Annotated in this window: 10 protein-coding genes; 6 read left to right on the forward strand and 4 right to left on the reverse strand. The window is 53.6% G+C overall.

Annotated features, from left to right (window positions below):
• Positions 1-64: 64 nt before the first annotated feature.
• On the reverse strand, positions 65-892 hold the full coding sequence (rhaS, locus tag J1778_RS20420; RefSeq protein ID WP_217174716.1) for an HTH-type transcriptional activator RhaS: 828 nt from the start codon (positions 890-892) through the stop codon (positions 65-67).
• A 339-nt stretch (positions 893-1,231) separates the two neighbouring features.
• Here rhaS and rhaB point away from each other — a divergent pair, with 339 nt between their 5' ends.
• The 5 genes from rhaB to rhaM all read left to right on the forward strand — a co-directional run bounded on the left by rhaB (position 1,232) and on the right by rhaM (position 6,785).
• Positions 1,232-2,716 (forward strand): rhamnulokinase, encoded by a 1,485-nt coding sequence (gene rhaB / locus J1778_RS20425; RefSeq protein WP_217174717.1) that lies wholly within the window; start codon positions 1,232-1,234, stop codon positions 2,714-2,716.
• Entirely contained in the window at positions 2,713-3,969 is a 1,257-nt protein-coding gene (locus J1778_RS20430; protein ID WP_217174718.1) for an L-rhamnose isomerase, read from the forward strand. Before rhaB ends, J1778_RS20430 begins: the two co-directional genes overlap by 4 nt.
• Before the next feature lie 52 nt (positions 3,970-4,021).
• Entirely contained in the window at positions 4,022-4,846 is an 825-nt protein-coding gene (gene rhaD, locus J1778_RS20435; protein ID WP_217174719.1) for a rhamnulose-1-phosphate aldolase, read from the forward strand.
• Positions 4,847-5,094: 248 nt separating this feature from the next.
• Positions 5,095-6,243 carry a lactaldehyde reductase gene (gene fucO / locus J1778_RS20440; protein ID WP_217174720.1) on the forward strand — a complete coding sequence of 383 codons (1,149 nt, stop codon included), beginning with the start codon at positions 5,095-5,097 and terminating at the stop codon, positions 6,241-6,243.
• Positions 6,244-6,470: 227 nt separating this feature from the next.
• Entirely contained in the window at positions 6,471-6,785 is a 315-nt protein-coding gene (rhaM, locus tag J1778_RS20445; protein WP_217174721.1) for an L-rhamnose mutarotase, read from the forward strand.
• Here the strand turns inward: rhaM and J1778_RS20450 are convergent.
• Positions 6,760-8,934 carry a YgiQ family radical SAM protein gene (locus J1778_RS20450; protein WP_217174722.1) on the reverse strand — a complete coding sequence of 725 codons (2,175 nt, stop codon included), beginning with the start codon at positions 8,932-8,934 and terminating at the stop codon, positions 6,760-6,762. The two genes, rhaM and J1778_RS20450, sit on opposite strands and share 26 nt — an antisense overlap.
• A gap of 429 nt (positions 8,935-9,363) precedes the next feature.
• Here J1778_RS20450 and J1778_RS20455 point away from each other — a divergent pair, with 429 nt between their 5' ends.
• Positions 9,364-10,839 carry a SulP family inorganic anion transporter gene (locus J1778_RS20455; protein ID WP_217174929.1) on the forward strand — a complete coding sequence of 492 codons (1,476 nt, stop codon included), beginning with the start codon at positions 9,364-9,366 and terminating at the stop codon, positions 10,837-10,839.
• A gap of 70 nt (positions 10,840-10,909) precedes the next feature.
• Here the strand turns inward: J1778_RS20455 and J1778_RS20460 are convergent, their stop codons facing one another.
• A complete protein-coding gene (locus J1778_RS20460) occupies positions 10,910-12,562 on the reverse strand; it encodes a dihydroxyacetone kinase subunit DhaK (protein WP_217174723.1) in 1,653 nt (550 codons plus the stop codon).
• A gap of 158 nt (positions 12,563-12,720) precedes the next feature.
• Entirely contained in the window at positions 12,721-14,088 is a 1,368-nt protein-coding gene (locus tag J1778_RS20465) for an L-serine ammonia-lyase (protein WP_217174724.1), read from the reverse strand.
• Positions 14,089-14,165 lie beyond the last annotated feature (77 nt).

A 14,165-nucleotide genomic window follows, 5' to 3' on the forward strand; every position in this document is an offset into this window, starting at 1 on the left:
CGTTTGACGACAAAATAAACGAGGCAGTTCAGATAAACAAACCTGAAACTGCGAGAGGTGCCGTTTAACGCAACTGATCACGCATGAGTTTGGGCGACACCGAAAACTCCCGACGAAATTGTGTCGAGAAGTGGTTACTGTCACTGAACCCGCAGGCATAAGCGATATCGGTAATACTTTGATCGCTATGATGTAAACGACGGCGCGCTTCAAGTAAACGCAGCCGGTTGAGATAACGCTGCGGCGTCATGCCGGTGTAATGCTTCATCTGCCTGTGCAGGGTTCGCAGCGCCAGCGAAAAACGTTCTGCGGCTTCGGTCCAGTTAACATCCTCACTGTAATGTGACTGGAGCCATTGCAAAAGCTGATTGACACGGTTTTCCGAGGTATCTCGCAATTGTGGCTGGAAACAATCCTGATAAAGCAAGATCAGCAGTTGCAAAAATAGACTTTCGCGCGTGGCGATGTGTTCCATCTCAACGCTGTCCGGCAATGCTTCCAGTTGAGTAATGCAGTTCAGTACCTGTTGCAGTACGCACGGGCTGAGCTGCCAGTGGATCTGCGACTGATAATGATGTTCCTGCGGCAAAAAATGACCGACGTCCTGAATAAAACGGAACGCTTTCGGTGAACGGAACAACACATTGGTCAGACGAAGATTATCCACATTTTCAAAAAGATGGTGATCGCTGGCACGGACGAAACAAACTGTACCGGCGGTCAAAGTGTAGGGATTGTCATTAAAAATGTGCACACCCGAGCCGCTTTCCACCAGCATAATCTCGTGGAAATCATGGTAATGCTCCGGGAATACGTCTTGCGGAAGCCGCCGTTCAACCGTCACGGTCAATTCAGGTGCCGCAAAATAATCATCACCTCTCAGTAACGTCATTTATCGCCTCCGGTTCAAAATCATTGTGTGTCGGAAAACAACCCTACCTTGTGCCCCGCCTTCTTACCTTCAAACCGCAGCGTTAAAAACGTCATAAACGGTCATATTTCAAAGATTCCCCCTGTCGTAATGCAGATCTGCGGCAAAGATCACAATCGCCTGGCCGCATTACGCAGACGCGGAAAAACGCTGTTTCAGCCAGCTTTGAACCGTAATGTGATCTGCCTCGCATCTACCTTTTTAATGCTGCCATCCCGCCAAAACCGGTGGCAATCACCGGAAGGTACCCCCACAACGCCTCCCCTACACTGGCCACATATTCAATAAGGAATGGCCGCTATGAGAACTCACCATCTTGCCGCTATTGACCTCGGCGCTTCCAGCGGTCGGGTGATGCTGGCGACGTTTACCCGTCAGGATCCGCAGCCGGCAGCGACGCTGACACTGAAAGAGATCCACCGTTTTTCTAATAACCTGATCCGCGTTGATGGCCACGATACCTGGGATCTTGATGCGCTGGAGAAACACATTCTTGAGGGGCTGAATCGCCTCGACGCATCCGGCGTTCAGCTTGACGGTATTGGCATTGATACCTGGGGTGTGGATTACGTGCTGCTTGATGAACAGGGGCAACGGGTCGGTTTGCCAGTGGCTTATCGTGACAACCGTACAGAAGGCGTGATGGCACGAATGGAGCAGCAGTTTGGCCGCGAGAACTTGTACCAGAAAACCGGTATTCAGTTCATGCCATTTAACACGCTTTATCAGTTGTGCGCGCTGAGCGAACAACAGCCTGAAATCGTCAGAAAAGCGGCACACATGCTGATGATCCCGGACTATTTTCTTTACCGCCTCACCGGCAAACTGAACTGGGAATATACCAACGCCAGCACCACGCAGATGCTCAACCTCGCCACCGGCGACTGGGATGAAGATTTGCTGAAACTGGCTGGTGTGCCACGCCGCTGGTTGCAAAAACCGACACAGCCGGGCAACTCTCCGGGGGTGTGGAAAAGCCCTCGCGGACGCAGCGTGCCCGTATTTAGTGTAGCAACTCACGATACCGCCAGCGCGGTGGTTGCCGCACCGCTGACCAGTTCACGCAGCGCCTATCTCAGCTCCGGTACCTGGTCGCTGATGGGGATTGAAAGCCCGAAAGCGTTCAACCATGCGCAGGCACTCCACGACAACATCACCAACGAAGGCGGCATTAACGGCAGCTATCGGGTGTTGAGAAATATCATGGGCTTGTGGTTATTCCAGCGTGTTTGCCGCGAACTGAATATCCAGGACCTGCCGTCCTTAATCACACTTGCCAAACATGTTACCCCGTTCACTTATCTGATTAACCCGAACGAAGATCGTTTTATTAATCCGCCCTCCATGGTGGATGCCATTCGCGATGCCTGTCGTCAGGCGGGTGATCCGGTGCCGGAGTCACCAGCAGAACTGGCGCGCTGTATTTTCGACAGCCTTGCCATGCTGTATCGCAAAATCGCATTGCAACTTGCTGATTTACAGGGTGCGCCGCTGGAAGATATTCACATCGTCGGCGGTGGCAGTCAGAACCAGTTCCTGAACCAGCTTTGTGCTGATATCTGTCAGGTCAGCGTCAGCGCAGGTCCGGTTGAAGCTTCAACCCTGGGCAACATCGGTTGCCAGCTAATGGCGCTCAACGCCGTCAAAGATAACGCCGAATTTCGTCGCATCGTTGCCACGAATTTTGAGCAACACCACTACATTCCACTTATTCACGCGGATTTCGCTATTCACTGGCGCCGTTTCCAGGCGCTCTGTCACGCCAATGAGGAACTCGCAGTATGACTTCATCTATCGATCAGGCATGGACACTTGCCAAAGAACGCTTTGCACAGCTGGGTATTGATGCAGAAGCTGCAATCAAGCAACTCGATACCCTGCCCGTTTCTATCCATTGCTGGCAGGGGGATGATGTCGCTGGCTTTGAAAACCCGGAAGGCAATCTGACAGGTGGTATTCAGGCGACCGGTAATTATCCCGGTAAAGCGCGTAACGCTCAGCAGCTTCGCGCTGATTTAGAGCTGGCCATCTCGATGATACCTGGCCCTAACCGGCTGAATTTGCATGCGATTTATCTGGAATCCGAAAAGCCCGTTGCGCGTAATGAAATCGAACCAAAGCATTTTGCTAACTGGGTGGACTGGGCGAAGAAAAACAAACTTGGTCTGGATTTCAATCCTTCCTGCTTCTCACACCCGATGAGCGCCGACGGCTTTACGCTCTCCAGTGCTAATCCCGAAGTCCGTCAGTTCTGGATCGAACACTGCCAGGCCAGCCGCCGCGTCTCTGCCTCATTTGGTCGCGCATTGGGCACGCCTTCCGTGATGAATATCTGGGTACCGGACGGGATGAAAGACCTCACAGTGGATCGTCTCGCACCACGTGAGCGTCTGATGAGTGCGCTGGATGAAGTCATTTCTGAGAAGTTTGATCTGAGCGAACACATTGACGCCGTCGAGAGCAAACTGTTCGGTATCGGCTCGGAAAGCTACACCGTCGGCTCTAACGAATTCTATCTCGGTTACGCCGCAAGCCGTGGCACCGCATTGTGCCTTGATGCCGGTCACTTCCATCCGACTGAAGTGATCTCCGACAAAATTTCCGCCGCCATGCTGTATGTGCCACGCCTGCTGCTGCACGTCAGCCGTCCGGTACGCTGGGACAGCGACCACGTGGTGTTGCTTGACGACGAAACGCAGGCCATCGCCAGCGAAATTGTCCGCCATAACCTGTTTAACCGTGTTCATATCGGGCTGGATTTCTTTGATGCCTCGATCAACCGCATCGCCGCCTGGGTTATCGGCACCCGCAACATGAAAAAAGCATTGCTCAAAGCGCTGCTGGAACCGACAGACTTACTGAAAAAGCTGGAAGTCGAAGGCGATTACACCGCGCGTCTGGCATTGCTGGAAGAACAAAAATCCCTGCCCTGGCAGGCCGTGTGGGATATGTATTGCCAGCGTCACGATGTACCGGTTGGCGGCCAGTGGCTGGATACCGTTCGCCACTACGAAACCAGCGTACTGGCAAAACGTTAATTACCGCAGATCAAAACAGACACGCATTCACCTTATTTGCAGGAAAGAACTGATGAAAACATTATTTAACTCGTGGTTTGTGCAGGGCATGGTTAAAGCAACCACCGATATGTGGCTGAAAGGCTGGGATGAGCGCAACGGCGGCAACGTCAGTATGCGTCTTTTACCGGAAGACGTTGCTCCCTACAAAAATGATTTCTTTGCCCAACCGCGTCAGGTCGAACTGACACAGCACGCGCCAGACCTGGCCAACGAATACTTCATCGTGACCGGTTCCGGTAAATTCTTCCGCAACGTGCAACTCGCACCTTCAGAAGCGCTGACCGTTATTCAGCTCGATGATAAAGGCGCCAGCTACAAAATCCTCTGGGGCCTGACCGCAGGCGGTCTGCCGACGTCAGAACTGGCATCACATCTTCAGTCTCATGCTGTCCGTAAACGTGTTACTCACGGTCAGGATCGCGTGATTATGCACTGCCATGCGACCAACCTGATCGCACTGACCTACGTGCTGGAACTCGACAGTGCCAAAATCACCCGCAAATTGTGGGAATGCAGCACTGAGTGTCTGGTGGTCTTCCCCGACGGCGTGGGTATCGTGCCGTGGATGGTGCCGGGCACCGACGGCATCGGCGCCGCCACTTCCGATCAGATGCAACATCACAGCCTGGTGTTGTGGGCGTTCCATGGCATCTTTGGCTGCGGCCCGACGCTGGATGATGCATTCGGCCTGATCGACACCGCTGAAAAATCAGCAGAGATCCTGGTGAAAGTGATTTCGATGGGTGGCATGAAACAGACTATCCAGACTGAAGAACTGATTGCCCTCGGCAAACGTTTTGAGGTCACACCTTTCGAGGCCGCACTGAAAGTCTGATGTAAAAAAATCTGTTTAATAATTCTTTAAGGGGAGCAACGGATGCTCCTCGCTTAAGATTGGCGAAGACCAAAAACAGAGCACCGCAAGGTATGGATCATTTAACCTTTCCCTGAGTCATGCGGGTTGCAGAAAGACGGCAATGACAAGAATCCCGATGAGCTGACACGAGTCTGTGATCCGGGTTCTTAAACGCAGCCAACACCTCTGCAGCCTGGAGTACGACGGGAAAAATAGAGGGAATTTTTATGAGTTTTATGTTGGCACTTCCTAAAATCAGCCTCCACGGTCAGGGCGCAATCGAAGATATGGTTGCGATGCTGGCGGCCAAACAACACGGCAAAGCGCTTATCGTCACCGACGGCCAGTTAATTGAACTCGGTCTGCTCGACGGCTTGTTTTCCGCACTCAAACAGGCCGGAATGCCGTACGCTATTTATGGTGGCGTGGTGCCCAATCCGACCTCGGCTCATGTTGACGAAGGTTTCCGTTTATATCAGGAAAACCAGTGCGATTACCTGATCGCTTTCGGCGGCGGCAGCCCGATTGATACCGCCAAGGGTATCAAAATTCTGACTGCCAATCCTGGCCCCGCCACCCTGTATTCCGGTGTCGGCAAAGTCACTAAACCGGGTGTATTTCTGGTCGCAATCAACACTACCGCGGGAACTGCTGCTGAACTTACCAGTAATGCGGTGATCATCGACAGTCAGCGTCAGGTGAAAGAAGTGATCATTGATGCGAATCTGATCCCCGATATCGCCGTTGACGATCCGTCGATTATGCTCAAGATCCCGGCAGGCATTACCGCGGCAACCGGAATGGATGCGCTTACTCACGCGATTGAAGCCTATGTTTCACTCGGCGCACATCCGCTGACTGACCCGACTGCGCTCGCCGCCATTTCTACCATTACGCAATGGCTGCCGAAAGCCGTCGAACACGGCGACGATATTGAAGCTCGCGAGAAAATGGCACAGGGGCAATATCTGGCCGGGATGGCATTTAACAGCGCCGGTCTTGGACTGGTCCATGCGATGGCGCATCAGCCAGGGGCGACACATAATCTGCCGCACGGCGTGTGTAATGCGATTTTGCTGCCAGTCATTGAAGAGTTTAACCGTTCTTCTGCTCCGCACCGTTTTGCCGATATCGCCCGCGCAATGGGTGTGCATACGCAAAGCATCAGCGAAACGCAGGCCAGCATGGCGGCTATTGACACCATCCGTAAATTATCCGCCCGCGTGGGGATCCCGTCCGGTTTTAAAGAACTGGGGATTAAGGAATCCGATATCGAAGGCTGGCTGGATAAAGCACTGGCTGATCCCTGTGCGCCATGTAACCCGAGAACACCAACGCGTGAAGAAGTTCGCGAGCTGTATCTGAAAGCGATGTAACTTTTTTGCTCCCCCCACTGAAAGGGGAGAGCTAAAACAAACACGAAAACAGCTCGGTCTGCTCCCTCCCCTGCGAAGGGGAGGGCTGGGGTGGGGTATTAAATAAAAGCTAATGTGTTGAAGTGTACTTTGACGAGGCGTTTATCTTCAAAACCCCCTCCCAGCCTCCCCCTTCGCAGGGGGAGGCGCTTTCCCTCTCCCCCCCGATAATCTAACCGGAGAAAAACATGATCCGTAAATCCTTCGTTATGCAGGTCAATCCCGATGCGCACGCGGAATATCAGCGCCGTCATTCGCCAATCTGGCCAGAACTGGCGGAAACCCTGAAAGCCCACGGCGCACATCACTACAGCATTTTTCTCGATGAAAAACGCAACCTTCTGTTTGGCTATGTGGAAATTGAATCGGAAGAAAGATGGAATGCCGTGGCAAAAACGGATATTTGCCAGAAGTGGTGGAAGCATATGGCAGACGTAATGCCTGCCAATGCCGATAACAGCCCGATCAGTAGCGATCTTAAACCGGTCTTTTACCTCGATTAGCCCGCTGACCGGCGGGTTTTCCTTTTCCTGTACCCGGATTTTGCGCTTTTGAGGCGGTAAATCGCGTAGCTGCCGGTTTCACTTTCCCCGAACGTGATGGCGCAAACTTTGGATCAAAACCGTCCGGTGGTACCAGGCAATCAGGCCGGATACCAATCAGACGACGCATCCCCATCGCCGTCAGCGCCTCGCGGATCACCGGCCAGTTCACCGGATCATGATAGCGCAGCAATGCTTTATGTAACCGCCGCTGACGATCCCCTTTCGGTACCACCACATCTTCGCTTTTATAATCCACTTTGCTGAGCGGATTCTTGCCGCTGTAATACATGGTGGTCGCACTGGCGAGCGGTGACGGATAGAAGTTCTGCACCTGATCCAGACGGAAGCGGTTTTTCTTCAGCCATAGCGCCAGATTAATCATATCTTCAGTGCGCGTGCCCGGATGCGCGGAGATAAAATACGGGATCAGATACTGTTCTTTTCCGGCCTGTTTTGAGTAACTGTCGAACAGTTCTTTGAACCGGTAATAGCTGCCCATGCCCGGTTTCATCATTTTTGACAGCGGCCCGGTTTCGGTGTGCTCCGGCGCGATCTTCAGATAACCGCCGACATGATGTTCTGCCAGCTCTTTGATATAACGCGGATCCTCTACCGCCAGATCGTAACGTACGCCCGAAGCGATGAGGATTTTCTTGATACCTTTCAGGCTGCGCGTACGGCGATAAAGATTGATCGTCGGCTCATGGTTGGTGTCCATGTGCGTGCAGATTTCAGGGTAAACGCAGGAAGCGCGCCGGCAGCTTTGCTCCGCTTTTGGCGACTGACAGCGCAGCATATACATGTTGGCAGTCGGACCACCGAGATCGGAAATCACACCAGTGAATCCCGGCACGCTGTCGCGGATCTCTTCGATTTCACGCACGATCGACTCTTCCGAACGGCTCTGAATGATCCGCCCTTCATGCTCGGTGATCGAACAGAACGCACAACCGCCGTAACAGCCACGCATGATATTGATCGAGAAACGGATCATGTCATATGCCGGAATGGTCGCTTTACCGTAGGACGGATGCGGCACGCGCTGGAATGGCAGACCAAAGACTTCATCCATTTCTTCGGTGGAAAGCGGGATCGCCGGTGGGTTGATCCACACATACCGGTCGCCGTGTTTTTGCATCAATGCACGGGCGCAACCCGGGTTGGTTTCATGATGCAAAATGCGCGAAGTATGGGCATACAGGACTTTGTCGCCCTTCACTTTTTCAAATGACGGTAACAGAACGTAGGTTTTCTCCCACGGTTTCGGCTTAGGCGCGCGCACCGTCACAGGTTGCGGGGCACCCGGCGCAGGCAATTCTCCTTCTGAACAGGGTAAGTCCTCGCCATACGGATTCATGATCGGCTCAATGCGACCCGGCTTATCGAGGCGCGTGGAATCCACCCCGCTCCAGCCGGTCAGCGCCGTTTTACGCATCACCGCCGTATTGCGCACATCGTGAATATCCGTAATGGATTCGCCCGCGGCCAGACGGTGCGCCACTTCCACCAGTGGCCTTTCGCCGTTGCCGTAAATCAGCATGTCAGCTTTCGAATCCACCAGCACCGAGCGACGTACGGTATCGGACCAGTAATCGTAATGCGCAATACGCCGCAGACTGGCTTCGATACCGCCGAGCAAAACCGGCACATCGCTGAAAGCTTCTTTGCAGCGCTGGGTATAAACCAGCGTCGCACGGTCCGGACGTTTACCGCCCACGTTACCCGGCGTATAGGCATCGTCATGGCGCAGCTTCCGGTCGGCGGTATAACGGTTGATCATCGAATCCATATTGCCGGCGGTCACGCCATAAAACAGATTCGGTTTACCAAGCCGCATGAAATCTTCTTTGTTGGTCCAGTCCGGCTGGGCGATGATCCCGACACGAAACCCCTGCGCTTCCAGCATTCTGCCAATGATCGCCATGCCAAAACTCGGATGATCGACGTACGCATCTCCGGTCACCACGATCACATCACAGCTATCCCAGCCCAGTTCATCCATTTCCGCCCGGGTCATCGGGAAAAACGGCGCAGTGCCGTAGCATTCGGCCCAGTAACGCGGGTAAGAGAAAAGGGTGCGATCGGGTTGGATCAGGCTGATTGGCATAAAGAGTTTTCGCTGAAAGAAGAGGGAATTTGCTTAAGCACGGCTAATGCATCGTGATTTCGCAGCCAGAAAATCAAGGCCGGAGATTATACTTGGACGAAAAAACGCCTGCTGTTGCGAATGAGTTTGTCATGCGTCAGATCAAGTTTTTCAGGCCGTAAATCCCATTTTCCGTGATCACTCCCTCACCAATCTAAGATTTCCCTTATGCGACATTGCCGACTACCATGTTAGAAAGTGCATCAGAAAGCTTCAAATCGTAACTAAAGAATTTCTAACTTTAGACGTTGACCGCCACCGGGCCATCGCGAATTTTTCGCCGCCCCCTGACAGAGAGAAGCCTATTGTGACCGCATTACTTCCACGCCCCGCCCTGACCCTCTCATACGCAGTGGAGACCGCATCATGACGATGAAATCCCCTGAAAGTCTGAACATGAATTTCCTGCGTTACGATATCCCAGCCGGGATTGTCGTATTTCTGGTCGCGCTACCGCTGAGTCTTGGTATTGCCCAGGCCAGCGGATTGCCACCTTTTGTCGGCCTGCTGACGGGTGTTATCGGCGGGGTGATCGTCACCCTGCTCAGCCCCTCGCGTTTTGCGGTCAGCGGACCGGCTGCCGGGCTGGTAACGATCGTCGTTGGCGCGATGGAGACGCTCGGATCTTTCTCCACACTGCTGCTGGCGCTGATGCTGGCGGGGGTTCTGCAAATCATATTCGGTATCATCAAGGCCGGACGCTTTGTTTCACTGATCCCCGGTTCTGTTATCCAGGGCATGCTGGCGGCGATCGGTATTTTGCTGATTATGCAGCAAATCCCGGTCGCACTGGGTTATCAGGGGGAAGACGGATTGCGCGGTATTTTCAGCGATCCGGCGTTCAGTTTGTCGCCCGCGATTCTGATCGTTTCGGCTGTCGCTTTGCTCATTTTGTGGCTGTGGACCACGCCGCCGTTTAAGCGCATCAAACTGATGACTTATGTGCCCGGTCCGCTGGTGGCCGTGTTGTGGGGAAGTCTGGCGATGATCTTCGGTGATCGTATTGTGCCCGATGCAATACAGGCTATGCCGCGCATTGCGCTGCCGAAATTCGACAGTGTGGATGAAGTGACCTCGCAGCTGGAAAAGCCGGACTGGAGTGCGTGGAATAATCCGCAGATTTACGTGATTGCCGCGACGCTGGCGCTGGTCGCCAGCCTGGAAACCCTGCTGAGTCAGGAAGCGCTGAAGAAGCTCAAGGAGCAAACGCCGGCGCCATCACCTGATAAAGAAATGCGTGCCCAGGGGATCGGGAATTTAATCAGTGGATTTCTTGGCGGCATGCCGATCACCGCAGTGATCGTGCGCAGTTCGGTGAACGTGAATACAGGTGCACGTAGCAAAGTGTCGATCCTGCTTCACGGTGTGCTATTGCTGCTATGCGGCATGTTTTTCAGCGACATGCTTAATACCATCCCCCTGGCTTGTCTGGCGGCGGTTCTGCTGTATACCGGTTACAAACTGGCCTCACCGGCGCTCTTCCTGACCCAGTGGCGGCTTGGCCTGCCACAGTTCCTGCCGTTTATCGCCACGCTGGCCGGTATTTTGGTCTTCGGTATGCTGGCCGGGATTGGCATCGGCCTGCTCGCGCAGTTGTTGTCGAGCACTTACAAAAGTCATCACAATGCGATGCAACTGACGCGCGATGAAAATCATTATGTGATGCGTTTTCATCAGAATCTGACATTCCTGCATAACCCGCGTTTGCAGAGTCTGCTGGCGGAGATCCCCGATAACAGTGTGGTTCGCGTCGAACGCGAGAATGTCGGGTATATCGATCCGGATGTAAAAGCGGTACTGTCAGATTTCAGGGCAAAGGCATTGGATCGCAATATCACGCTGGATCGCTGGCCAGTCGGGCACTGATTTCAAAACGATGATAAACAAAAAGGCCTGCCGGTTTCCCCGCAGGCCTTTCTTTTATCAGGAAAAAATCTTATTTCTTCGCCAGTGCTTCAAACACTTTTTCGACCGCAACGGCCCCCGGATCTTTGACGCCTTTCAGGCTGTCGCTGCTCAGATAGGATGAGCGCCCGGCATTAGCTTTTTTCATGCTGGCCGTGTCTTTGGCGCCTTTAGCGGCGGCTTTCGCAGCGCCTTTCAGTGCATCTTTTTTGCCCAAAGCCTCCAGCGCGGGCTGAAGTGCGTCGATCATCGTGCGATCGCCAAGATCCGCGCCGCCGTAATGCTTCATGCGCTCCAGACCAAACAGCAGCGCTTTCGGTAATTTCTCACCCTCAGCGACTTTCTTACCGGCAGCCGTGAAGAAGATCGACATCAGCACGCCGCTCGATCCGCCCATTACGGTTGCCAGACGATCGCCGACTACGCCAAGAAGATCGGCAACATTATTCAGCGGAAGTTTTTTGCCTTTGTTCTGCTTCTGGATATCGCGCGCGCCGGTCGCAAATGTCGAACCGGTATCGCCGTCCCCTACTTTGGCATCGAGCTTATTCAGTTCATCTTCCAGACCGGAAAGTGTCTGTGTGATGGTTTCAACGATCCTGCCGACTTCGGCATTCGATGACGCTTTAACGGATTTTTTATCGCTGATGGCTTTACCTTTTTTAGTCGCCAGTTTTTCCAGCTTAACCAGCGGATGCCAGCCGGCGGCCTCCACCTCTGCCAGCAACGCTTCTTCAATTCCGCCTTTCAGCGCGATCACGGAAAGCGAAAAACCTTTCATATCCAGCGCACTGACGAGTGAAGCGGGTCCGATGAGATAACGCACCGAACTGCCCAGCGCTGAATGCACCACTTCTTTAGTGATCTGATTCATCTCCAGCGGTGAAACGCCGCCGAGGTTATTGATCAATACCGCCAGCTTGTCGCTTTTTTTGACATGCTGCTGAAGCTTTTCAACCAGTGTATCCACCACTTTTTTACTGTTCTGAGTTTTCATCGTCGAGACGCCCGGCTCGCCGTGAATACCTAATCCCAGCTCAACGTGGCCCGATTCGATGCGCTGTTCTTCTTCATCTTCGCCGCCGCCCGGCAGGCTGCATCCCGCGGCCGCCACACCGATACTCGCCGTGGCATCAATGGCCTGCTGCGCAATTTTGGTGACGTCTTTGAGTGATTTTCCCTGCTCTGCGGCATAACCGGCAATTTTATGCACCAGCACCGTCCCCGCGATACCGCGAGGCTGCTTGTTGTCCGGCAGAGAAATGTCGTCGGATACCATCACCAGCTCGACGTCGTAGCCCATGCCTTTGGCTTTCTCGGCCGCCAGACCAAAGTTCAGACGGTCGCCGGTGTAGTTTTTCACAATCAGCAGGCAGCCCGCTTTACCGGTGACCGCCACAATCGCGTTCAGTACGGCGTCCACGCTCGGTGACGCAAACACTTCGCCGCACACTGCCGCGGTGAGCATGCCCTTACCGACAAAACCGACGTGTGCCGGTTCGTGACCGGAGCCACCGCCGGAAATCAGGGCGACTTTTTTCTTATCCCAGTCGCGGCGAACGACCACACGAATTGCCGGATCGACGTCCAGTTTTGCCAGGTTTTTGTAGGGAGAGGTCAGGATCACCCCTTCGATAACATCGTTAATCAGAGACTTACGGTCATTCATAAAGAATTTAGACATGCCGGATCTTTCCTTTTAACTGTTTTCCAGGTGTTTTGAGGCAGAAAAAACATACCTCTGCGTAATGCAGGTATCTGAAAACATAGCACAGGACAAAAATCAGGAAGGAGACGAGAAAGGCGGTTTCCCGCCTTTTTAGGAAATGATGTAGAAAGAAATCAATTACACGCTAACACTTTAATCGCTAGTCCGCCGGTTGAGGTTTCACGGTATTTAGAGTTCATGTCTTTGCCGGTTTCGTACATGGTTTCGATGACTTTATCGAGACACACGCGCGGTTCGCTGGTACGGCGCAGCGCCATACGTGAAGCATTCACCGCTTTTACTGCCGAAATGGCGTTTCGCTCGATGCATGGCACCTGAACCTGTCCGGCGAGCGGATCACAGGTCAGCCCGAGGTGATGTTCCATAGCGATTTCTGCCGCCATAAACACCTGCGCCGTGCTGCCGCCCAGCAGCTCAGTCAGACCGGCTGCCGCCATGGAACACGCCACGCCGACTTCGCCCTGACAACCCACTTCGGCACCGGAAATGGAGGCGTTCATTTTGAACAGAATGCCGACTGCGCCGGATGCCAGGAAGAAACGGCTGTATGAATCCGGGCTGATCGGGCGGATAAACTGATCGTAATAGGTCAGCACCGCCGGAATGATGCCACATGCGCCGTTGGTCGGTGCCGTTACAACCCGTCCGCCTGCCGCGTTTTCTTCGTTCACCGCCATCGCGTACATATTGATCCAGTCCACCACGCCCATCGGATCAACGTTGTTTTTATCCTGCGTCACCAGAATACGACGCAGCGCCGCGGCGCGGCGGTTAATTTTCATCGGGCCTGGCAACAGCCCTTCGGTATGAATACCGCGCGTAATGCCTTCGCTCATTACGTTCCAGATAGCCGCAAAGTGCTCGCTGATTTCTGCGCGGGTATGGCTGGCCAGCTCGTTTTGCAGCATCAGCGCCGACAGGGACAGGCCGGTGTCGGTGCAATGCTTTTGCAAATCACTGGCCGAACGGAACGGGTACGGGCGCACCACAGGGTTCTCGTCCTGCTGGCCGAACTTGCTGGCTTCGACAATAAAGCCGCCGCCAATGGAATAATAGGTTTGCGTGTACAGCAGTTCATCGCCGTTGAACGCGCTGATGGTCATGCCGTTTTCGTGCAACGGCAGATTACTAAAATGGAAATTCATGCCGGAACCGGCCGGGAAATCCACTTCCCTGGCACCCTTGCCGAGCATCAGTCGCCCGGACGTTTCCACCTGGCGGATAAACGCCGGGATCGCATCAATATCCACATCATCCGGCATATTGCCGGCCAGCCCCATGATGATCGCCAGATCGGTGTGGTGGCCTTTACCGGTTAACGATAAAGAACCATAGACATCGACGACCACGCGGGTGGTATGAGTAATATGGCCAGAAGAGATAAGTTCATCAGTGAATATTTTCCCGGCTTTCATCGGGCCAACAGTATGCGAACTGGAAGGACCAATACCAATTTTGAAAATATCGAAGACGCTGATCACGGTGGGCACTCCATGTGAATAAGATGACGGGCAAAAATACGGGAGGAAAGTGAGCAGGAAAATTCCCGCCCACTTTA

The organism is Rahnella bonaserana (genome assembly GCF_019049675.1).
Taxonomy (GTDB): Bacteria; Pseudomonadota; Gammaproteobacteria; order Enterobacterales; family Enterobacteriaceae; genus Rahnella; species Rahnella bonaserana.